Here is a 22,626-nt window from a genome sequence, read left to right as displayed (position 1 = left end):
ACTAATAAACTCTGTTAATAAACCCTCTATGTCTTCTTAAATGCATTAAAAGGCCTTTCCCTTTACGTCTAGATAGTGGCAGCTCTTCACCGTTTTTAAATACGCCATAAAGTACACCATCTATCTCTGAGAGGGTTTTTAGGTAATTGAGATTAATAAGTAAGCCACGCTTTCCCACAAAAAAATTGGGGCGTTTAAGAAGCTGGTCTGCGTAAACTTTTAAGGTAAATGAGCTAAGAAGCACTTCTCCCGTACGCAATAAAATACAGCTATAATTCCCATCACTTTTTATATAGCGTATCTCAGGAGTTAGCACATTTCTTTTGCCATGATTTAAGCTAAAATAAGTTTCGCCTTTGCTGTTTTGTAACACTTTCATGGCTTGTTTATTTATAGGAATAAAACAATCGCACATTCATGAGCCGCAAAATACCCGTAGAAGAGACAGGAATATTGCCATTTAATGGCGGCCAATTACCAAATTCACTGTGAATGGGTGGGTCTTCAAAATCATAAGTATATGTCTTTTTTACAGGAATTATTTCTATCCAATAATTCTTTTCAGACTGGTTTAGATTAAAATTATCTGTATCCCCAATGGCCACATCTGTTTTCCAGCAGCCACGATTAAAGGCACCTCCGCCATTACTTCTTGTGTGCATTCTTACGGTATCTTTTTGGATTACACCCACAAAGTATGTTTCATGTAGTAAAGCCAATAAATCCATTTCAGAATTGCTATCCCAGCCGCAGACCTCAAATTCTTTGAGCCTGATATTATTCCGCTCATGATTTAAACCAATAGAAAAAGGAGCAATAAGCGAATAAAAACCATCTATTCCCCACACAAAGCCATTCTGAAAGGGCATGGCCTGTGCATAATAATCAGGTTCTATTTCTGAGGGATTTCTATCAAAATGCTCTGGCCTAAAAGCTGCTCCTGGTACGGCAATAGCAAAACTATCTGCCTTGGTACTAAAACCACCTATGGTGCTGTCTTGTCTAATAAAAACGGGTAAATTATTTTCATTAGAGTTAAGTGGACTTATAAAGTATCGTTTTGCGGTTACGCTTCTAGAAACTAGGCTATCCGTTATGGCTTTATCTACATGGAGTGTATCTCCCACAAACCTGTTGGTTTTCACAGAGTCTGGAAACATTTGGGAGTGCTGGGCTATTGCCGCCGCATTAATAAAAAGTAAAAATATAATTAGTTTAGATTTCATAGCATTTTGATTTTAAGGTTCTTGTGACTTACTCTTCGTAGGTAATTAGTATTCTTACTGCTTTATTTAAAATTTCACTACTATTTCCTGATTTATTGGCTATAACTACCTCCGCATCATTGTAATAAAAATTGTACTCCCTATCCGCAGTATTGGTAAAGTTTTCAGGAATCCAGACGTTAGAAGAAACGTTTACTGCCACATCTACAGACAGAATTCTATCGGCATCTGCTAAACCATGTGCTATGTAGGAGCTCCCACCACCACTGCTAGACGTAAATGAACCTACTAACTTCTTCATTTTAATACTTGGTGTTAAGGCGTCATCTCCTAGCGTGGTATAGCCTCTTAGTCTGGATTCATCTCTTACAGCAAAAATGCCGTTTACTTTAAGTTGGTCTTGGTCAAAATCTCCATAAATTAAGGGTTCATCGGAGTCAGAATTTTCTATATACAGCTTGTCGCTTTCTGTTTCATGAAAACCAGCTTGATAACCCACAAAGACGCTCCCTGAACGATTAGTCATAGGACTTAGATAGTCTCCGCCTGTGGCATGACCAATATAAACATTATGATTACCCAAAGTATCTGTAGCCCCTGCCTGTACTCCAAACGCTACGTTTTTTATACCTTTGGTATTTCTGCTTAGGGCTTGGAAGCCAAAGGCTGAATTGTTATACCCTGTTGTAATACTGCTGAGAGCAGTTCTCCCAAAGGCTGAATTGCTATACCCTGTTGTATTGTTGACAAGGGCACCCCAACCCATTGCAGAATTTGAACTTCCTGTTGTATTAGAAAATAATGACCGCCGCCCCAGAGCAGAATTAGCATAACCTATACTGTTATTATTAAGTGCTTCGTTCCCCAAAGCTGTGTTATGGTAGCCGCTAGTATTATAATATAAAACTCTAGTTCCAACTCCTACATTATCGTTTGCTAATAAAGAGTGCGTCCCTTCATCTATCCTACCAGCATCTAGGCCTATAAAAACACTATTTCCTGGGGCTGCCAAGTGTAAGGTCTGACTATCTAAAACTGCAATTTCTTTTCCGCTTGCCGTGAAACGTATTTTGTCTTCATCGCTCGTTTTTTCAACTTCTACTTTGGTATTGCCATCAGCGTCTGATACTGAATCACCACCACCAGGAGCTGGCGTAATGCCCGTGGGTTCTACTAATACTGATTGGGCAAATAATGAACTGCTTAATAATATGAGAAATGAGAAGTAAATTATTTTTTTCATGATTCTGTTCTTTTTAAAAGACTTTGCCAAACCGATTCCTGAAGGTCTATGCAATTGATAAGGTTTTATAAAATTTATTTAGTTCTCAGGATTCACATCCAAAACCACCCCCAGCTCGGCATCAAAAACGGAACCTGTTTCTGCTTCTATGCGATAGGCTCTGGCTTTGCGACCCGTGGTGATTGTGCAGGTTTGTGAAGCAGGAATGACTACTACGGTACAATAGCTTGGCACTACACCATTATTCCAGTTCGCTGCCGTGTGCCAGTCTGAAGAAACTGCTCCTGTGAATGTTGAAATAACCCCAAAGCACGGTTTAATTTGATTTACTGGTATACCTACGAGTATAGCACAATTTACACTATTTAGCTCCAGCCATAGTGTGTCAGCACTTATTCCTGCGGTATTGGGGGTAAATGATTGCTCTATGTTGTCATAAGTGCCAGCAATTACCGTTTTGGCCTCATCCACCCACCAAGTACTGGCAATTGTTTGTATAGGGCTTACACCAACGGTTGTAATGTTCATTTCTTTTACTCCATCACTTAAGGTACCCTCAAATGGATATATAAGATTTCCATTATTTACAAAGTAAGGAGAAGAAATTGGATTTCTAATATACATCGTGCCGTCATTAACTAGACTGTCGGTGCTATTAAAAAATAATGAGAAATTTGGCCCTTCAATCAAACCTTTATTTAAAATGGAAGATGATATAGAAATACTACCATTTAGCTTGAATACTCCACATGAGCCATTTAAGAAAAAATTGCCTGTATTTACAATTCCAAAAGTTCCCGCGTTTTCGACTTTGACAAACCCATTATTTATTAATGTGTCTGAATTTTGTAAGCCCGTTTCCTCCGAATTAGAAATACTTAAACTTCCGTCGTTTACGAATTTTTCCTCATTGTAAAAACCAACATCGCCTGTGCTGTCTATAATTATTTCGCCATGGATACTGTTGTATGTTTTTAAACTATAGTTTTTTATGCCATCATTTGTTGAGTTAAGTATTCTTATGAGTCCATTGTTTATTAAAGAATCCCTAGTCTCAATTTCCAAACCATGAAAACCTGCCTTTTGAATGTACAAAATCCCATCATTTATGAATTTTCCATCGTTAAAAAAACCATTATCACCAGAGCTGTCTATAATTATTTCACCAAGAATAGTATTGACCAAACTTCTTTCCCCTTCATTTACCATTCCATCACCCCCTGAATTGTAAATAGTTATTAGGCTATTGTTAATTACAGAGTCGCCAAAGTAGCCTATAGCCAAACCTTCGTAAAGAGAATTAGAAATAACTAAACTTCCATCGTTATTGAACTTTCCTGAAGTATAAAACCCTCCAGCACCAGAACTATCAATGCTAATTTCGCCTTCACTTTGATTGAAAACTAAAGCACCCTCATTATGAATTCCAGACTCTTGAGAGCTTTCGATAATAAAAACCCCATTATTCAATAAGGAGTCCGTATTTATCTCAGTGTTATGAATACCATGAGTACCTGCTCTTTTAATTGTTATTTCACCTTCGTTGGTAAATTTGTTTTCAATCTTAAAACAAGATAAGCCAGTAGAATCAATTAGTATTTCACCTTCATCAGTATTAATAAAGACAGTACCTTGATGCTCAATACCGTTGGTTTCTGACCTAAGAATTGTAATTGATCCATTGTTTACAAGTGAGTCTAAATTTGTGGTGTCAATAAAGACTCCGGTACCAGAGTTATTGATAGATATAGATCCTTCATTTACTAATTTGTCAAAAGATATAACCCCCTTATTTACGGTATTGCTAATCTCTAAGCTAGCACCAGATGTGTTTAAAAAATATTCTTCTTGAAAGAAGCCAGCTAAAACCGATTCATCAATTTCTATTTGACCATGGTTGACTAAAGAGTCCCTTGAATGTATTCCATAAGTATCACTTTTTTTGATAATAATAGACCCCGTGTTAACCAATTTCTTAAAAGTAAAAATGCCCGAACCCCCTGTGTTTTCTACTATTATTTGTGCCCCTACTTCGCTTTTAAATAAACCGTCAGTAATTCCTATTCCGTGCTCTCCAGTGTTTTTAATATGAATCAAGCCATTATTAAGAATAGAGCCTGAGGTGCCTGGGAGTAAAACTATTCCATCTTCTGTAGTCTCATTTATGAATATTTCTCCGTTGTTTTTTATTAATTGATTAGTAAGAACCCCCTCCTTTGTAGTAGAGTCTATGATTATTTCTCCCCCAATTTCATTAAGAAGACTACTCCCGGCATTATCTAGCTCTATTCCATTCTCTGCACTTTTACTGATATAAATAGTACCTGAGTTAACAAGGTTTAAGAGGCCAAAATCCTCTATCCCATTATGTAATCCGCCTTTGATGTTTAAAGCCCCCTCATTTATAAAGTCGCTACTCGCAAATATTCCTTCATCTTGAAGAGAATCAATGGAAATCACACCATTACTTAAATTTTGGAAATCATTATTAGTGACCAGACCTATTTGGGTAGAACTGTAAATATTCAGTTCTCCTCTATTTAGATAAGTCCCGTCATTATTAAAGCCAAACTGACCATCGTAAATCGTTATACTTCCTCTGTTGGAAGACTGCGACGAAGTAGAGTTATTATCAAAGCCAAAAAAGTTCACATCATTAATGTTTACTTCAGCATTATTCCGGTTTTGGAAAGTGCCTTTATTTACTATTCCAGAGGAACAAAGTGAAATATAAACCTCACCCTGGCTTGCCATGTTTTCAAACCTACCACTATTAACCAAAAGACCATCAGCAGCAGTGTTAATTATCACTAAGTTACCTGCATTCCAGAATCTCGCTTCATCCTCTAATTCAAGGCCATTAGAAGTACTATTAAAAACAGATAGCGTAACTCCGTTTTGAAGAAAAATAGCTTGATTGGTTTCAGTGGCATGTGTAGATTCCAGAAGAATACTTTTCACATTGGTATTAGCATTTATGGAGACAGAATCATTGTCTATTTCTACATCATTTAAGATGGAGGGCACCCCGTTAGGATTCCAGTTATTGGCGTCTTCCCAGTTATTCGTACCTGCACCTCCATCCCAAGTTTTGGTTTGAGCTTGAGCAAATAGATTTAGTAGTACGAAAAAGGCAGTAGTGGTGTATTTCATTTTTGATGAGCTAAATGAAATTCAAACTAATCAATATGGCCCGTACACCTAGCCTCTCTTTTGTAAGTTGCAGGTTTGGTTTTGTAAATGGCAGAGGTTTCTATTTTATGGCTTATTTTTTATATCAAAAACCCCCAGTACTCCTTGTTCATTAAACTTGTTTTTTAATTCAAAATCAATGTTCATTTCATTCAATTGATTAAAAACTGCAAGCTTTTCTTTCAAAAGTTTCAAGCCCATTGATGTCTTTTTTGGCTTCCTTTTGGCTGCCAAGCCTACGCCATTATCATCTACTTTTATGGTAAAACCATTTTCATTTTTCTCAAAACTGATGCAGATTTTTCCAGGATAATTTATGTCTTTAAAGCCATGCCAAACGGCGTTTTCTAGCAATGGCTGTATAAGCATTAATGGTATTTTATTCTTTAAAAAGTCAGCATCTTTGGTATGCTTTATTTCATAGTCAAAGCTATTTTCAAAACGCATTTTTTCTAAGTCTAAATATACTTTCAGGTGTTCTATTTCCTTCTCCAAAGTTATTTCAATACTCTCTGAATTCCTTAATACGCTACGCATCAATGTGGCGTATTTGGCCAAATATTCAGAAGCTTGACGGGGTTTCTTATCATAAATGAAGTCGTTTATGGAATTGAGAGAGTTAAAGAAATAATGAGGGTTCATTTGTAGCTGAATAGACTTCAGTTGGGCTTTAAATAAGTTAGTCTCTGCCTCTCTTTTAAACTTTTGATTTACTAAATCCTTTTGCGAAGCTTCTAGCTGCTTTTCCAGTAAATCTTTTACTTCTTTCTCTAGTTTTTTATTTTCTTCTAACTGCTCTATCACCTTGGCTTTATAAGCTGCCCGCTCTCTTTCTGCGTCTAGCGTTTTATGTGTAAGTCCAAAATAAAATATGATAAGCTCCAGCATCAGGCCAATCTGTAAAAAATTAAAGCCTTTAAAACCTGCCAATGATGGCCCAAAATAATCTCTCACAAAAGTGCCACCCCGATACATAGTAAACGCCAGCTCTGCAAAAGTGAAAAGTACAATCAATAAGGTGGCTGTTAATACATAATACTTTAGCTTGTTTTTCACTACCAAAAGCGTTCTCACCAACACGAAAATAATGATAAACATGGGTATCAAATGGAGGAAGCTAAGGTATTTGAGCACAAAGAGGTAGTCTTCCTTAAAATAGGAAAATAAGGGATTAAACAAGCCCATAAAAAGAGCCATTCCTTGGTATATCCTGAGCATTTTAAAGGATAGCCTATCGGTGTTTTTTAAGTCCAAAAAGTGTATAAAAAAGGCCGCATAGATACAGTAGCCTAGCTGCTGTGCAAAAACCAAGGCTATTTGATATAAACGAGGACTGTTTGGAAATAAAACATTATGCTGACCATTAAAATCTAGCCAAATGAGCAGCAGAATAGAAACCACCAAAATATAGAGAATATAGAACTTGAAAAAGTGGTTTTTAAAGGCCAGAAAGTTCACTAAAGCCAGCAATAAAAAGACGAAAGTTAATAGCAAAGAAAGCCATTTCACTATATCACTGGACCGGGAGTTTATTTGAAATTTATTTTTCAATGCTTCCATATCTTGCCCTTCCATAAAAATGGGGTTCAGCTGAAAAGGGAGATTACTCAGGCTTCTGGCCTTTAAGTGAATTATGTTTTCGCCTTTCTGGAAATTGACAGGAATAAAATACCTGGCATAGGGGTTTTCTAGTTTATTCAGAGCCATTCCTTTGCCCGCCCAAAACTGCTTTTTTGAGGTTCCATTGCTAATTTCAAACCATGCCATATCAGGATTTCCAAGGGAAACAATACCCTCTTTTGCTGTTTCTGTATAATATTGAAACTTAAACGCCAGCGTATCTTTTTCTGTCTTTTCATAATTAGCTGGGGCTTCCCAAAAAACATTTAACACCGAGTCTGTACACGAGGTACAAGATGGCAAAGGAGGTACTTCAGCCCAAACAGTCACGACTGTCATAAAGCCAAAAAGTAACAAAATAAGCTTTTTCATAAAGCTTCTATTAATTTATAAACCTCCTCTTTTCGGGACCTACTAATGGGTAGTTCTGTTACTGATTTTAGTAAAACATAAGGCTTGTCGCCTTTGCTAACCTTTTTAATCTTATGAATATTGATAAGATACTTACTGTGAATTCTTACAAAATGAGATTCCGCCAATAACTCTGATAAACCTTTTAGATTTTTACTTACGACCCTTGTTGTCCCATTTTCTAAATACAGTTTTGAATAACTCCCATCTGCTTCGGCATAATGTATTTCCTTTAAATTCAACACCTCCTGACCGTTCCGAGTATTTATTTTTAAAGTTTGCGAACCGCTGGTCAATTCGTTCTTGGAAACCAAGCTTTTAAGCAACAGTTCTAGTTCATCTGTACTAATAGGCTTGGTTAAATAGCCGCTAGCCCTATGTTTAAAGGCTTCAAGAGCATATTGTTCAAAAGCCGTAGTGAAGACAATATGAGAGCCTTTAAGGTCTGCCTGCTCTAAAAGTGAAAAGCCATCCTCATCACCCATGTGAATGTCTAAAAAAATAAAAGTGGGTGTTTTGGTCTGCTTCTTAAGAACCGCTAAGGCTTCTTTTACCGAACTCGCTTTGCCCAATATATCTATGGGAAGTGTCACCCAGGCCAACTGCTGTTCCAGCGTTCTTATACAATGTGCCTCATCATCAATTAGTACAGCGGAGTACTTTTTCATGGGCTAAAGATACTTATAAACAGCAAACCGCATAAGCTATTGCCCAAATCGGAATAAATCCGAATACCCGAAACACTTCCTTCTAAATAAAAATTAAAGGCAATTTTGAATAATCTGGTCATAAGCAAAGCCGATAAACATTGGGTATGACCAGCTCTTATAACCTCCTCTCCCCACGTCGCCTTTTATTTTTGGGTAAGCATACTCCTTTAAGGTTGGCAATAAGGGTCTAGCTTTTTTATCCAAATTCCTGATAGCTATCGCCAATTGGAGCGTCATTGGTTCATATTCTTGGTGGATAAGTTCATCTTTTAGCAGTGCATATGCCTCTTTGTTTTCTGAAGTTTTATTTATCAATATTTCAGCAGCTAAATAACGGTTTGGCTCAGAAGCATCATTCAGCATTTCTTTTAATTGGTCCGAAATCTCATCAACTTTAATTTCAGGATTTTGCAAAGCTGTCAATCCCCAGAAACGAACATTAGCATTTTTACTTTTTAACAATTTAGAAAGCTCTTCAATCTCTGAAACCCTACCAACATTCTCTGCAGCATTCAGGGCCTCGTTTACATCAAAAAATTTAGTATTACCCGCCATTTCATAAACCGAAGTATTGTTTTCTTTGGCCAGAAGCATCATGTGACCCTCATTCATAAGACCCGTGTCATGCGTTTCTATCAAATGCTTTTTCAAGCGTTCCTTTAACTTTCCGGCCACTCCGCTTAAAGCTTCATCATTTATGACATTGCGAAGCTCTTGCGGGTCTTGCTCTAAATCATAAAGCTCCTCAAATGGCTTTGGCAAAAACATCTTCATGGACTCTGCACTTAACTCACCTGCATCACGTGCTCTTAGTAATTCTTTATACGACCATTTATCAGGCCCATAAATTTGGGCATTGATAATATAGGGCAAATGCGGCATGTAATTTCTGATATACATATACCTACCATCAAACACCGAACGGCTCATGTCATAAGAGTCGTCGGCTCTGTCTCTATAGCCAAAACTGTAAGCATCTTGATTTGACTCAGAACCTAAAAAGTTATCACCCTCCATAATATCAGGAGTATCAATCCCTGCCAATTTTAAAACAGTAGGAGCAAAATCCACAAAACTTACATTTAAATCATTATGCCCCTTTTCTATGTTAGATACCAGGTGTTTGAATTTTTCAGGAACATGCATGATAAATGGCACTCTTAAACCCGTATCATACAGCCAGCGTTTATAACGAGGCAGCCCATGCCCGTGGTCAGAAAACACCATGATGATAGTATTTTCATACTCGCCATCTTCTTTTAATTCCTTTATAATTTCACCTACTTTTTGGTCAAAAACCGTCATTAGGTCATACTGGTGAGCCATGATTTTTTTAAACTCAGGCGTATCAGGAAAGTAAGGAGGAATGACCATATCCTCTGGTTTATGCTTTGGATTTACAGATTTGGTATCTTCCGCCACATATCTATTGGTATGGCCTTCATGCGTAATCATAGCATTATAAACACTAAAAAAAGGCTGCTCTCCAGCTCTATTTCGCCAGTGAGCAGTATTTCCTAAATCATCCCAAAGCCCTTCCGGACTAAAATTATAATCTGTTTTAGCATTATTTGATGTAAAGTACCCTTGTTCTCTAAAATATTCGGGCAAAGTCTTAAAGCCTTCGGGTCTTGGTATTTCTGAACGTAAGTTCTGTGTTCCGTATGAGGTAGCAAACATGCCCGAAATCAGAGTTGCTCTGGCAGGAGCACAAATAGGAGCATTAGAAAATGCTTGTTCAAACAGATAACCATCAGCCGCTAATGCGTCAATATTTGGTGTAGTAGCTTGTTCATCACCATAGCAGCCCCAAGCTGGAGAGAAGTCCTCATGAGAAATCCAGAGGATATTAGGACGTTCTTCTTCAGAAGTACAAGAGAACAATAGCCCAAGGCCAATAAAAATTAGATAGTTGAATTTCATTTTATCAATAGAATAATAGTATTAAAAGCAAACCTAGCTTCTGTCGGCAAAACCCAACAAAGAAGACCAAAGAATTTACGAAACGGAAAATTTAGCGTAACATTATAAAGACACTTCTAAGCGATTAGTACCTGGTTTTAGCTCTTGTACAAACCCGTTATATTTAAAATCACCTTTAATTCCTTCTGGAAGGTTTATCTCAGCCTGTAATATTCCTTTCACCACCTTGTACTCGGCTTTTATTAAGCCTGTTGGGTTAGGCAAAGTTACTTTGAGTTCTTTCAAAGAGCCTAAATTAGGAGAAACTAAAACCTCGTCAAAACCAATAGAAGCAGACTGAATTCCTGCAACCAAGCTCATGAAAAAGTAAGCAGGATGTGCACTCCAAGCGTGGCAGTCTGACCTATCATGTGAAGCAAAGCCGGTTTCGCCCGTAGTGGTGTATCCTTTATCAAGGTATGTGTTCCAAGGTACCATACTTTTAAGGAGTAAATCACCTCTTTTAGTTTTCTCCATGGCTTTGAAAAGATAAAAGGAAAAATAGCTACTCGCCATCTCATCAAAGTTTTGATAAGATAGCACCCTTTTAAGCATGTCTTCCTGCTGATTTTCAGGAATCACATCCGCCAATATGGCTAGGATATTAGTGTGTTGAGAATATATCTCCTTGTTCATTTCATCCCTAAAAAGGCCTAAGTCTCCATTATACGAACTTTCTCTCACACCTTTTTTTAGTAAATCTGCTTCTGCCCTATAGGTCTTGGCCTTTGCTGTTAAACCTAAATTCTCGTAAAGCTCCACTACCGAGTTTAGGGTTAGAATGTAATAAGTAGTCAACATGATGTTATGCTTAAAAACACCAACCTCGTTCATTCTTGGTATGTTTCCCTTACTTATGCTCCAGTCTAAAAAGTTTTTGACGTTTATCTCATTCAAAATATTTAGCTGCTTATCTGTATGTCTTCTATAATAAGAGAGAACATTGTCAATAGACTCCTCAAACTGCTTAACATACTCCGTATCTGCCCTGAAATTGTGGTAATCATTCAAACTCTGAATCCATGCTAGTGACCAAGTACCTTGGTCAAAATCGAACCTAGATGGATAAGCAGATTTCATTAGGCCAGTTTGTGTGTTGACCGATTGAGAATACAATCTCATCACTTCTTTAAACAGGCGGTCGTCTGTGGTATTAAACATAGAGATGTGCCCTATAGGACGGTTATCACCACCATAACTTAGCTGCTCATAATAGGGCGTATCATAGTAGGTTTCGCCGGAACACATTTCAAGGGTTCTTTGACTCATCTCAAAAATCTCATTTACGGTAGCATCATCACTTTCAAATGTTGCCATATTCTCATAAGGATATCCTGAATACTCCAGCTTTAATCCAGCTATTTCTAAGGCTTCATTTTCAGTTTCTATTTCTAAAGAAACGTACCGAGCCGTACGCTTCCATAATGGTCTAAACGTTCGATTGCCCCCATCTGGTTTATAAATATCATATACGCCATACATAGTTAGCGAACCCACCGAATCTCTATGGGCCTTAAGATTTACCCCTTCATAAAGAGCTTCCGCAAATTTCATTTTAACCTTACTCCCTTTCCCTCCTTTAACTTTTAATTCAGGGTAACCCATGGTAAAATCTTCAAAATCAAATAGTACCTCTGCTTTAGTATTAGGCAAAACTTTCAATGTGCTTTCTCCACTCAAAAAACCTTTATGCCCCGAGACATTATTGCTTCGCCTTATTGCCAATGGGAGTACCTCATAATTAGCCATGGCTGGGATATTTCTAGCTACCAAAGACCAAGGCTCTTTTCCTTCAAAGCGTAATTCTTCGGCGTTTTTCCATCCACTATCCTCATAATCCACCCTTTCCCAATTCCATGGATATTTAGAAGCATCTACACGATCTCCAGGACCACAAGCATAGTAACCGTAAAACCATCTGTTGGTAAACAGCATCTCTTGGTAAGTCACCGGAGAGTATGATTCATTCTTAAACACCTTCCAGTTTTGGTTAGTATTCAGTCCTTGATGTTCTTCCTTTTGGGCTCGCAACATAAAAGCCGTTTGAACAGAAAAAATAGACATCTGTTTATCTTTTCCAGCGTTATTTACCACCGCAGCTAATACGTTTTTCCCGCTTTTCAGAAATGGTGCTATATCAACAATATCATATTTGTACGTTTTAAGGTCTCCTTTGGCAGGTCCGTAAGAAACACGCTTCCCATCCACAAAGAGGTTATATCTGTTATCAGCAGATACCTCTACGTTTAGTTTGTCAGGTACTTTCTCTAAGTCAAAGGTCTTTCTGAAGTGATAAACACCATATACTTGGTTATTAGCTTCGGGGTAGGCTATCCAAGGAGCGTTTTGTCCAATAAGGCATGAACTAAAAAGCAATATTATTCCAAAGGCTTTAAAAAGAGTTAGCTTCATATTCTAGGGTTGTAGACTGGCAATTTAGATAAAATTATGTGCCAACTATAAATTTGAAGGACAGTGTAGGCCAGGTGGTGAGGACAAATAAAAAAAAACTAAAATGTCAAAAGCCCTCTTGATTTCTCAAAATCTTTAGTCGTCTTTAAATAAATATCATAAAGTCTGGCGAGCATGTTCTAGAACTTCAATTCAAACCAAATAATTAACCTTTGTCGTGAAAAACACACAGATAGAGCGGATCTTGTTATTCATCGCATTTTACTTTTTGTAGCCATGAAGTAAAATTACCGTATCAAAAATAAAAGTACTGCAGAGTCCGCATGCGAGACACGCCTGAGGGAAATTTCATCCGTAGTTACAGAGCCATAATTTAGTTTTGTGTCCTGCTGAATAACACATTTTTCTAGATAATTCTTAGCCGGTGCTACTTCCATATTTTTGGAACAAGAAAATGCTATAAGGGCTAAAAGGAAAATGGATTTATAAGGCATGGAGCTTTTCTGACTACGATTTATAGCTACGGTTATTTTTATGAGAATCAATAGCAATTTGGATAAACTGACGTTTGTTTTAGTATATTGAATACAGGTATGGTGAAATACCACAGTGTGCCTTTTAGGAGACAATGTGGCAGGGAAATATAAGGAATCCCTTAAGATCTGTGGGAAGACCGCCTGTCACACGTACAAGGTAGAAGACCTTGCACAGCGGAGAAATAGATACTAAGAATGTCTGAAAACCCTCCAAACCAACAAGCCCTGAAAAAAACCAGCAAAAAAGTGGCCTAGAAAAAAAAGTAGTTTATTACTGTCTGTTCCTGTCCTAAATACATAGGTCATTATCAAACTAACAAAAAGCAAGAGCAATCCATAAAAAAATGGAAACCATTGAAGTTGATTTTTTAGTCTTGATTTGCTTATTTCAATATGAGCTATAGATAGTACTAAAACATATGCCAAATAAGTAAAAAAATCCCAAATAAGAGTCATTGCAAAGCCAGCTATAATCATTTTGATATGATTGATTACAGAGCTTCCTTCGTCTATAATATTATATTCCCCCGATAGGTAACAATGCATCAGATCGTCAACGAAAATTGTAAATGGAATTGAATACCAAAGAGTTTTATTTAATTTATTCACAGTCAATTTCTGGTTTCTTGTTTGTTAGAACTTCCATTACCTCTTTATAATTTGGTTGTATTGATTTTCCTCTATTAGAGTCTCGCCAGAGTGGACTCTGCGGCACTACTGCATAAATGTTGTATTTTATTGCATTTTACTTTTGTAGCCATGAAGTAAAATTACCGTATCAAAAATAGAAGTACAGCAGAGTCCGCATGCGAGACACGGCTGAGGGGAACTTTACGAATTCTTGACTTCTTAAGTTTTCTCAAAAATCAGAATTTATCTCCTATCCCTCAGGTTTTGTTCTTGACCCGATAGTGTGGGGCAGGCAGTGAGGACAAAAAACAAAACTCCTAAAATGTCAAAAGCCCTCCTGATTTCTCAAGAGGGCTTCGTGACCCGTACGGGAATCGAACCCGTGTTTCAGCCGTGAAAGGGCCGTGTCCTAACCGCTAGACGAACGGGCCGACTGGTCCCATAATTCGTTGCAAGAAGCGTAAAAACTTACCTGTTTTTGACATTATGTCTCAACTCGTTTCCGAATTGAGATGCAAAAGTAAAGCATGGGTTTGGATTACACAACTTCTGGCTAAAAATATTTCATTTATTTTTCCATCCAATTCTCAAATACATCAAATATGGCCTTTCAAGCCAATTATTGTACTTTTGAGTACTTAAAAAAATGAGAAAAATAATTTACACCCTTATTGGTCTTTTGGCGTTCGTTTCGATAAACGCCCAAAATGCCTTTACCCCGTCTGAGTTTTTAGATTATGAATTAGGTTCGCGTTTTACCTTCCATGCTGATATTGAGCGGTATTGTGATTATCTGGTCAATTCTAACCCACACCAGTTCAAAAAAATAAACTACGGAAAGACAGAAGAGGGTCGAAACCTTTTTGTGATAATTCATACGAATGAGTCCAACTTAAAAAAACTTGAATCACTACGTGAAAACCATCTTAACAACATTGAAATTTATAAAGGCGAAAAAAGTACGGAAGACGTTTTAATTACCTGGTATAGTTTCAACATTCATGGTGATGAAGCATCTAGCTCTGAAGCTGCCCTGAAATACATGCATTATTTAGCTTCTAGGAATACCTCTCCCTCAGAAATTATCATAGTAGACCCGTGCCTAAATCCAGATGGTAGGGAGCACTACGTGCAGTGGTATAGCTCTGTTCATCATAATCACAGCCTGTATAACGAAAAAGCCACCGAACATCAGAAACCTTGGCCGCAAGGAAGGTACAACCATTATTTGAGTGACTTAAATAGGGATTGGGTGTGGCAGGTTCAAAAAGAAAGCAAACAAAGGCTAGCTCTTTACAATTCTTGGATGCCGCACCTTCATGCCGACTTTCATGAAATGGAACCCAATAAGAGTTACTTTTTCCCACCAGCAGCCGAACCACTACATGAGGCTGTGGAACCTTATCAAAAAGAAATTTTAGAAACTATTGGGAAAGATCTAGAACAAGGTTTTGAAAATCAAAAGTGGGACTACTTCTCTAAAAAGGAATTTGACCTCCTGTATCCATCTTATGCTGATACCTATGCTACGTTTAATGGGGCCATTGGGCTTACACTAGAGCAAGGTGGTGGCGAAGCGGCTGGATTAATGTACATCCAAAATAATGGAGACACGCTGACTTTGACAAAAAGAATTGATAAACACTTTTACACCGCAAAAAGCTTATACGAAACAGCCTTCAGAAATAAAACACATATCATAAGCAGCTTTCAGAATTTTCATAGTTACACCAAAAAAAAAGGAAACGGCTTTTACAAAAACTTTGTAATCAAAAATACGCCTAAAGCAAAAACTCCAGCTTTAATCCAGCTTCTTGATAACAACGGTATTACGTACCACTATGCTCATGAATCTAAAGTATTAGAAGGCTATAATTTTCACCTCAATCGTCTTGATTCTTTCATGGTAAACAGAAATGATTTGATCATTTCCACTTTCCAGCCCAAGGGTAGACTCGTAAGGGTTCTCTTTGAACCTGAAACTGCAATGAACGCTACCAAAACTTATGACATCAGCAGCTGGGCGATACCATACTTGCATCATATTAAGGCATACGCCGTCTCTGACAGCTTTACTATCAACAAAGGGCTACATCTACTGCAAATGGAAAACGAAGTGGTAGAGCTTGATTATTTAGCATTTTCTATAACGTTAAACTCAGCTGCCTCCACGGCCTTTCTTTCGGAGGCTCTTCAAATGAAAGCCATAATAAATGTGGATGAAGGTGTTCTTGTTATCAACAAAAACAGCAATAAAGACATTTTTGAGAGCTTATTAGAAAGGGCCAAATCCTATAAACTTGATATACAAAACTTAAGAAAAGCAGATCTTAAGCTGCTTAAAAAGAAAAATTTAAGCTTTCTAAGCAAACCCAAAGTCGCGGTTCTGGTAGGTCCTGGTGTTTTTGAAGAAGAACTTGGAGACCTCTTATTTTACTTAGATAAACACCTCTCTTTCCCTTTTTCTGAAATATCGACACAAGGTTTCGAGAATATAACCCTTAGTGATTTTGATGTTCTCATTGTTTCTAACGGAAACTATAACAGGCTAAAAATGGATGAGGAAAGGTTTAAAAGGTGGCTTGCGGAAGGTGGAAAATTGATTTTATTGGAAGGTGGAATTACTATTAGTGAATTATTAGATATTGGCAAACTGGCAGAAATAAATACGGACGAAATCAAATACTCAACAGACAAAAACAAACCCTTTAATTTAATTCAAGGTGCCATGTTCAACACCGAAATTGACAATGCTAGTTCTTTACGCTTTGGATTAGAAGATGGGCTTAACTTTAATCTAACAGGCATTCCAAAGTATGCCTTAAAAAATTCTAAGACCTATTTACCCTCTACTATTAACGCTGACGACCACTTAAGTGGTTTTGTTGGCAAAAATGCGAGGACTTTCTTAAATGATTCTTTTATATTAGGCACTTATTTTTTCGGTAATGGCGTAGTTCATCAGTTTGCTATAAATCCCTTATTCAGAGGTATTATGGAAGATGGAAAAATTCTTATGGGAAATGCTATCTTTCTTTCCAAACCAGCCAAGCCATTGACTGAATAAAACATTTAGCAGAAATGCTAATTTGATTATATATAAAATCTGTCGAGCTGCAAATATTCTTGTAATTTCTGTTTGTCAAAACAGAGCACACTAAGACTTTCTCAAAAGAGTCAAAAAAGCATATTATAATGCCATGCTTACCTAAACTTTAAATTTGAATTGGTTCACAAAGCTCTTCAGGCAAGTTAGCCCTACCAACAAAACCATTAGCAGTTTTTTCTTCCTTACTCCTGAGGTTTATCCTTCTTAATTTTTCTTCAATGCTTTAAGCGTATAAATTCCGAAGGGAAAATGTGGCTTTTCGAGGCCCTTATACACCTTTATAAGCTACCGCTACCATTATTCTAATTAAGCACCCAAAACCTTGTTAAAAACAGCGAATAGGTAGCTTTAAAATAACTAACCCTTATGAGCATAGTATTGATAGGCACTATCCCTTAATTTCAGTTAGGAGGAATTAGATTCTTTTTCATATTCTAACACAAAAAAAGTCCGCCAAAGCAAAGCTTTGACGGACTCTAGGTCTAAAGTTTAGGTTTATATTATCTCGCTATGGTAATGTAACCAACAAGTGGCTTACCAGCACTATCCGTTTTGATGTTATAGAAGTAAGTACCGTCTGGAACAAACTCTTCACTGTCAAATCTCATTCCTTGATTTGAACTACCGTCCCACTCAATAACCGTTTCTAGGTCATCAATGTTATCAGGTCTCCAAACTAAGTGACCCCATCTGTTATATACTTCAAGGTCCGTGATTCTTAGCCCAGTTGGCATACTTAATTTCCAAGTGTCATTCACACCGTCACCATTTGGTGAGAAACCACCTGGCATTACCAGAAGAACATCGGAAGAGATTGGAAGATTGATGACCGTTGGCGATGAATCACCAGGGTTAATATCCTCACCATCGTTAGAGTTATCAGTCACTGTACTATCTGCACCATGCCCTACTGCTGTTACATAATTATTATATGGACCAGCATGACCTTCATGGTAAAGTCTTACCGTAAAGAATACACTATCCGTATGACCAACTTGCAAGATACTATTGCTATCAGCCACTAACAGGTTATTGTCAGTTTTACCGTCATAGTTAGTATTAATAGTAAGCTGTCCATTATTATTTGCCACCGGAGTACCCACTATTTGGAAATCAAGGGTATCGCTGAATGTTAACAATAGACTATCAATTAACTGAACACTGTCAAGGTCAACATTACCGATATTCTTAACCATCACTCTATAAGTTATGTCATAGCTAAGGTCATCATACTTTTCAGCATCCACCACACTAAGTCCAACCGCAATTGCCGGATTAGAAGTAAGACTATCAACCTCAAATTTAACTGGTGTTGCTTCATCGTTGTTTCTTGGGTCACCGTCATTATCAGGGTCAGCCAATAATCCGTTTGTAGATGTATCAGAAACTTTGTTAGAATCTACTCCTGCTTCTGCCATGGCAGAGTTGAAGTATTGGTCTGTACTTGCTCCAGAAATATCTACTATCACTTTAAAGTCAATGCTAAACCTATCTCCCACAGCCAATGTACTCAGTGAGTCAACTAACAGCGACTGACCATCTATTCTACCCGTAAAGTTCGGATTAGCAGTTAATGTTCCTGTGGTAGTTACTTCCATGGTATCACTAACTATTACCGCTCCGTTACCAAATGTTCTATCCAAATCGTCAGTTACCTGAACATTGTTTAGAACGCCACCTCCCATGTTAGAAACATAAATGGTGTATGGCACTTCGAACTGGTTATTTCCAAGGCTTACAAAGTCTCCAACAACTTTAGATAGTCCAATCAAGTTTCCGTCAATCGGATTATTGATAACAAACTCACTTACATTGTTAGAAAGGGTGTTGTCAATTTGGTCAAGCTCAAGTAACTCAGCCTTATTAACAATCTTACCAGCTGCAGATACTTTAGATAGGTAAGTTATGCTTACACTTTCTCCAGCTTTCAGCGAGTCTATACTGGTAGACACTATTCCGTTTACAAAGCTTGCATTACTGCTTGCAGAGATAAACGCTAAGCCACCTGGAAGTATATCTCTCACTACTACACCGGTTGCCGGGAATGTGCTTAGGTTTTTCACTGCTACTGTGTATGTAACAGTATCACCAACATCCACCGTACTTGCCGAACCTGTTTTGCTTACAGCAATATCAACATACTGCGTAGAATCGATTACCACAGGGTCCCCTTCACATTCTGTGATGGAAACATTAATGGCGGCCGCCTCACTGTAACATCCTAATTTACTTCTCTCAAAGACATAGAACGTTCCTTCAGATACCATTCCGATGTTGGTTACAATCGGAGCGTTGATTGAATTACTTGTATGGAATTCAAAGCTTCCGTTAGGCGAGCTTATCATTGCACTACTTAAATCAACCGTTTCAAAAGGACACACATTAGAAATATCAGCAACCACGGTAGGCTTAGACACTGTCGCTCCTACGCTAATTGTTATTTCATTTGATGTATCACTCACACAGTCACCAATGTTAGACCTACAAATGGCAGTGTACTTATAAACACCTGCTTCTGTTGGGCTAATAGCTAATACTCCACCTTCATCACCTGTTGACCATACAATAGTACCCGTACATCCTGTTCCTGTTAAGGAAGCCGTTTGACCAATACAGATTGAAGAGTTCTTACAGCTAATGAACGGTTTGTTTGGCAAGCCAACTGCTATTTCTAAGGAATCAGCACTTTCGCTCACACATATGCCATTAGTACAGAATGCTGAGTATTTCGTATTCTCATCTAAGGTTACTGAAATTGTATTTCCAGTAGCTCCAGTAGACCATGTAACAATACCGTCACATCCGTAAGCTTTAAGCGTTACAGACTCTCCAGGACAAACCAGGTCTGTACTGCAGGCTAATGTTGGTTTGTTAGCAGCACCTACCGTAATAGTTACTGGATCTGACAACACACTTATACAATTAGCTCCTTCTTTACAGATGGCAGTGTATTTCGTGGTAGTAAATGGCCTTACTGTGATAGAGCTTGTTGTTTGACCAGAAGACCAAATAACTGCTCCGTTACAATTATCAACAGATAATGTCACATCAGCTATTTCACAAAGACTTAATGCACTAGCGGTAATAATTGGTTTCACTACATCACAAGTACCACATCCGTTAAACTTGTCTTCTATAATAATTCCTTCAGAACTATCACTAGTACCACAAGTATTAGTACACTTCACAGAATATGTTCCAGCGGAATCAACCACAATAGATGCAGTAATGGCTCCAGTGTTCCAAGTCAATGTACCATTGCAACCCGATGCTGTAATTACAGCACTCTCACTAGGACATATCTTATTAGTGGTAGTCGATACTACCGGAGCTGATGGCTTACCACCAGAAGTAATGACCTTGCTTTCAGAAGGCATACTAGTTCCACATGCGTTCGAACATGTAGCTGTGTATGTTCCAGCTTGAGCTACATAGATGGTATCGCCAATTGCTCCATTACTCCATTTGACAGTTCCTGTACAAACATCTCCAATAAGCATAGCTGAATCTGGTAAGCATAAGCTTGTTTTGTTTGCAAGTATTCTTGGAGGTGATGGATTACCATTACTTCCTATTTCTATAACTCCCGAAGGTGCACTCTCACCACAACTGTTTACACATTTAACGGTGTAAGAACCTGCTCCTACTTGAATCATTTCACCTGTAGCTCCATTGCTCCAAACATATTCAAAATCACAACCTATACCTTTCAACGTAGCCTTCTCTTCTCCACAAACATTTACTCTGTCTGTAGTGATGATTGGCGTATTAGGCACACTTGTTTTAATAATTTGAACTTTATTGCTCACTGGGCTATCACCACATGTTCCTTTACAAACAGCGGAGTAAGTTCCAGCAAGATTGACCGATATGGAAGCTCCAGTCGCTCCTGTTGACCATAGTATTGTTTCAGTACAGTTAACCGCTGTTAGTGTCACACTTTCATCTCCACATATTTCAAACTTCGCAGCCGAAACAACTGGTGCTTCTGGTGTTTCTACATTATTGATAACTAAATCTGAACTCTTATCAGATAAGCCACAAGCACTAGTACACGTTGCCGAATAAGTCCCTGCTCCTACCTGTATAGTTGCTCCTGTTTCACCCGTACTCCATTTGATCACTCCAGAACAGTTAGTAGCCGTTAAAGTTGCTTTATCCGTACCACAAACCTCTGTTTTATCTGAAGACACATTTGGAGCTATTGGTGTTGAGCCGGTACCTATTGTAATCGCATCACTGTTTGGAGATGTACCACATGCATTACTACATGTAGCCGTGTAAGTTCCTGTTCCTACTTGAATAGTAAGACCAGTTGTTCCTGTACTCCATACTACAGTACCATTACAATCAGCAGTAAGTGTTGCTTTATCTGTGCCACAAACCTCTGTTGCATTTGAAGTAAGTGTTGGTGCTACTGGTGTAGTTCCACCACCTATTGTCACCTCATTACTATCACCTGATGCACCACATGTATTGCTACAGGTAGCTGTATAAGTTCCTACACCTACTTGAATAGTAGTGCCCGTTGCTCCAGTACTCCATTTTACTGTTCCGCTACAATTTTCTGCTGTCAACGTTGCCTTCTCAGAACCACATATTTGTGTATCATTTGCAGAAATCGTAGGTGCATTTGGTGTAACTCCACCACCTACTGTCACCTCATTACTATTACCCGATGTTCCACATGAACTACCACACGTTGCAGTATAAGTTCCTGCTCCTACTTGTATAGTCAGGCCAGTATCGCCGTTACTCCATGTTACTGTTCCACTACAATCCGTTGCTGTAAGTGTCGCTTTTTCAATTCCACAAACCTGCGTCTTATTGGTAGTAATGTTTGGTGCGTTTGGTGCGTCTCCACCTCCAATAGTTACCACATTACTAACTCCAGATGTTCCGCATGAGCTAAGACATGTAGCTGTGTAAGTTCCTGCTCCTACTTGAATAGTAGTGCCAGTTGCAGTAGTACTCCATGTTACCGTGCCATTACAGTTAGTTGCAGAAAGTGTTGCTTTATCCGTTCCACAAACTTGATCCTTGTCTGATTCAATGGTTGGCGGATTAGGCAAGATTCCATTTCCAATAACAATTGGATTTGAATCACTACTTTCTCCACATTCATTTACACATTTCACTGTATAAGTTCCTGCTCCTACCGAAATCACATCCCCAGTAGCTCCGTTACTCCAAACATAATTATAGTTACATCCAAGAGCCATTAAGCTAGCTTTTTCTTCTCCGCAAACAGTTGTTTTATCAGAGGTTACTACTGGCGTATTTGGTGTTCCTACTTTAGTTATTTTAATAATGTTACTTCCTTCAGATGTTCCACAATCAGTAACACACTTAGCCCAATAAGAACCAGCTCCTACAGAAATAGTTGCTGTATTGGCTCCTGTGCTCCACAGAAGACTACCGGTACAGCTGCTTGCTGTGATGGTGACTTTCTCTGTACCACAGATCTGAACTTTGTCAGAAGTGATTACTGGGGCAGATGGAGTTGCACCTTGTTCAATTGTAACTGTATTACTATTTCCTGATGTACCACATGAGCTGCTACATGTTGCCGTGT

General features: G+C 38.1%; 10 protein-coding genes and 1 tRNA gene. 1 reads left to right on the top strand and 10 read right to left on the bottom strand.

The window, feature by feature from the left end:
• Position 1: 1 nt before the first annotated feature.
• The 9 genes from AADJ06_RS20140 to AADJ06_RS20100 form a co-directional block, all read right to left on the bottom strand.
• Positions 2 to 379: a LytTR family transcriptional regulator DNA-binding domain-containing protein gene (locus tag AADJ06_RS20140; RefSeq protein WP_341228300.1), complete on the bottom strand. Its 378-nt coding sequence runs from the start codon at positions 377 to 379 to the stop codon at positions 2 to 4.
• 7 nt (positions 380 to 386) lie between these two features.
• A complete protein-coding gene (locus AADJ06_RS20135; protein WP_341228299.1) occupies positions 387 to 1,226 on the bottom strand; it encodes a hypothetical protein in 840 nt (279 codons plus the stop codon).
• Positions 1,227 to 1,254: 28 nt separating this feature from the next.
• Positions 1,255 to 2,469 carry a hypothetical protein gene (locus tag AADJ06_RS20130; RefSeq protein ID WP_341228298.1) on the bottom strand — a complete coding sequence of 405 codons (1,215 nt, stop codon included), beginning with the start codon at positions 2,467 to 2,469 and terminating at the stop codon, positions 1,255 to 1,257.
• Between the two features lie 78 nt (positions 2,470 to 2,547).
• Complete coding sequence (locus AADJ06_RS20125) at positions 2,548 to 5,622, bottom strand: hypothetical protein (RefSeq protein ID WP_341228297.1); 3,075 nt, start codon at positions 5,620 to 5,622, stop codon at positions 2,548 to 2,550.
• 105 nt (positions 5,623 to 5,727) lie between these two features.
• On the bottom strand, positions 5,728 to 7,653 hold the full coding sequence (locus tag AADJ06_RS20120) for a histidine kinase (protein ID WP_341228296.1): 1,926 nt from the start codon (positions 7,651 to 7,653) through the stop codon (positions 5,728 to 5,730).
• Entirely contained in the window at positions 7,650 to 8,360 is a 711-nt protein-coding gene (locus tag AADJ06_RS20115) for a LytTR family DNA-binding domain-containing protein (RefSeq protein ID WP_341228295.1), read from the bottom strand. The genes AADJ06_RS20120 and AADJ06_RS20115 overlap by 4 nt, the downstream gene beginning before the upstream one ends.
• Before the next feature lie 93 nt (positions 8,361 to 8,453).
• Positions 8,454 to 10,325: a sulfatase gene (locus AADJ06_RS20110; RefSeq protein ID WP_341228294.1), complete on the bottom strand. Its 1,872-nt coding sequence runs from the start codon at positions 10,323 to 10,325 to the stop codon at positions 8,454 to 8,456.
• Between the two features lie 102 nt (positions 10,326 to 10,427).
• Positions 10,428 to 12,776: a family 78 glycoside hydrolase catalytic domain gene (locus AADJ06_RS20105; protein ID WP_341228293.1), complete on the bottom strand. Its 2,349-nt coding sequence runs from the start codon at positions 12,774 to 12,776 to the stop codon at positions 10,428 to 10,430.
• A 1,525-nt stretch (positions 12,777 to 14,301) separates the two neighbouring features.
• A tRNA-Glu gene (locus tag AADJ06_RS20100) sits at positions 14,302 to 14,373 on the bottom strand.
• A gap of 215 nt (positions 14,374 to 14,588) precedes the next feature.
• Between AADJ06_RS20100 and AADJ06_RS20095 the strand changes: the two genes are divergently transcribed.
• Positions 14,589 to 17,009, top strand: coding sequence for a M14 family zinc carboxypeptidase (locus AADJ06_RS20095; protein WP_341228292.1), 2,421 nt, complete (start codon positions 14,589 to 14,591; stop codon positions 17,007 to 17,009).
• Between the two features lie 542 nt (positions 17,010 to 17,551).
• Here the strand turns inward: AADJ06_RS20095 and AADJ06_RS20090 are convergent.
• Positions 17,552 to 22,626 (bottom strand): gliding motility-associated C-terminal domain-containing protein (locus tag AADJ06_RS20090; RefSeq protein WP_341228291.1); only part of this gene is annotated, 5,075 nt, incomplete at its 5' end.

This window comes from uncultured Arcticibacterium sp. (genome assembly GCF_964021845.1).
GTDB lineage: Bacteria > Bacteroidota > Bacteroidia > Cytophagales > Spirosomataceae > Arcticibacterium.
The sequence above is the reverse complement of the archived record's forward strand: the minus strand, read 5'-3'. Positions and strand labels throughout refer to the sequence as shown.

Bases quoted from the DNA above. Each gene is read 5' to 3' on its own strand.
- AADJ06_RS20140 (WP_341228300.1), bottom strand. From the start codon at position 379: ATGAAAGTGTTACAAAACAGCAAAGGCGAAACTTATTTTAGCTTAAAT.
- AADJ06_RS20135 (WP_341228299.1), bottom strand. From the start codon at position 1,226: ATGAAATCTAAACTAATTATATTTTTACTTTTTATTAATGCGGCGGCA.
- AADJ06_RS20130 (WP_341228298.1), bottom strand. From the start codon at position 2,469: ATGAAAAAAATAATTTACTTCTCATTTCTCATATTATTAAGCAGTTCA.
- AADJ06_RS20125 (WP_341228297.1), bottom strand. From the start codon at position 5,622: ATGAAATACACCACTACTGCCTTTTTCGTACTACTAAATCTATTTGCT.
- AADJ06_RS20120 (WP_341228296.1), bottom strand. From the start codon at position 7,653: ATGAAAAAGCTTATTTTGTTACTTTTTGGCTTTATGACAGTCGTGACT.
- AADJ06_RS20115 (WP_341228295.1), bottom strand. From the start codon at position 8,360: ATGAAAAAGTACTCCGCTGTACTAATTGATGATGAGGCACATTGTATA.
- AADJ06_RS20110 (WP_341228294.1), bottom strand. From the start codon at position 10,325: ATGAAATTCAACTATCTAATTTTTATTGGCCTTGGGCTATTGTTCTCT.
- AADJ06_RS20105 (WP_341228293.1), bottom strand. From the start codon at position 12,776: ATGAAGCTAACTCTTTTTAAAGCCTTTGGAATAATATTGCTTTTTAGT.
- AADJ06_RS20095 (WP_341228292.1), top strand. From the start codon at position 14,589: ATGAGAAAAATAATTTACACCCTTATTGGTCTTTTGGCGTTCGTTTCG.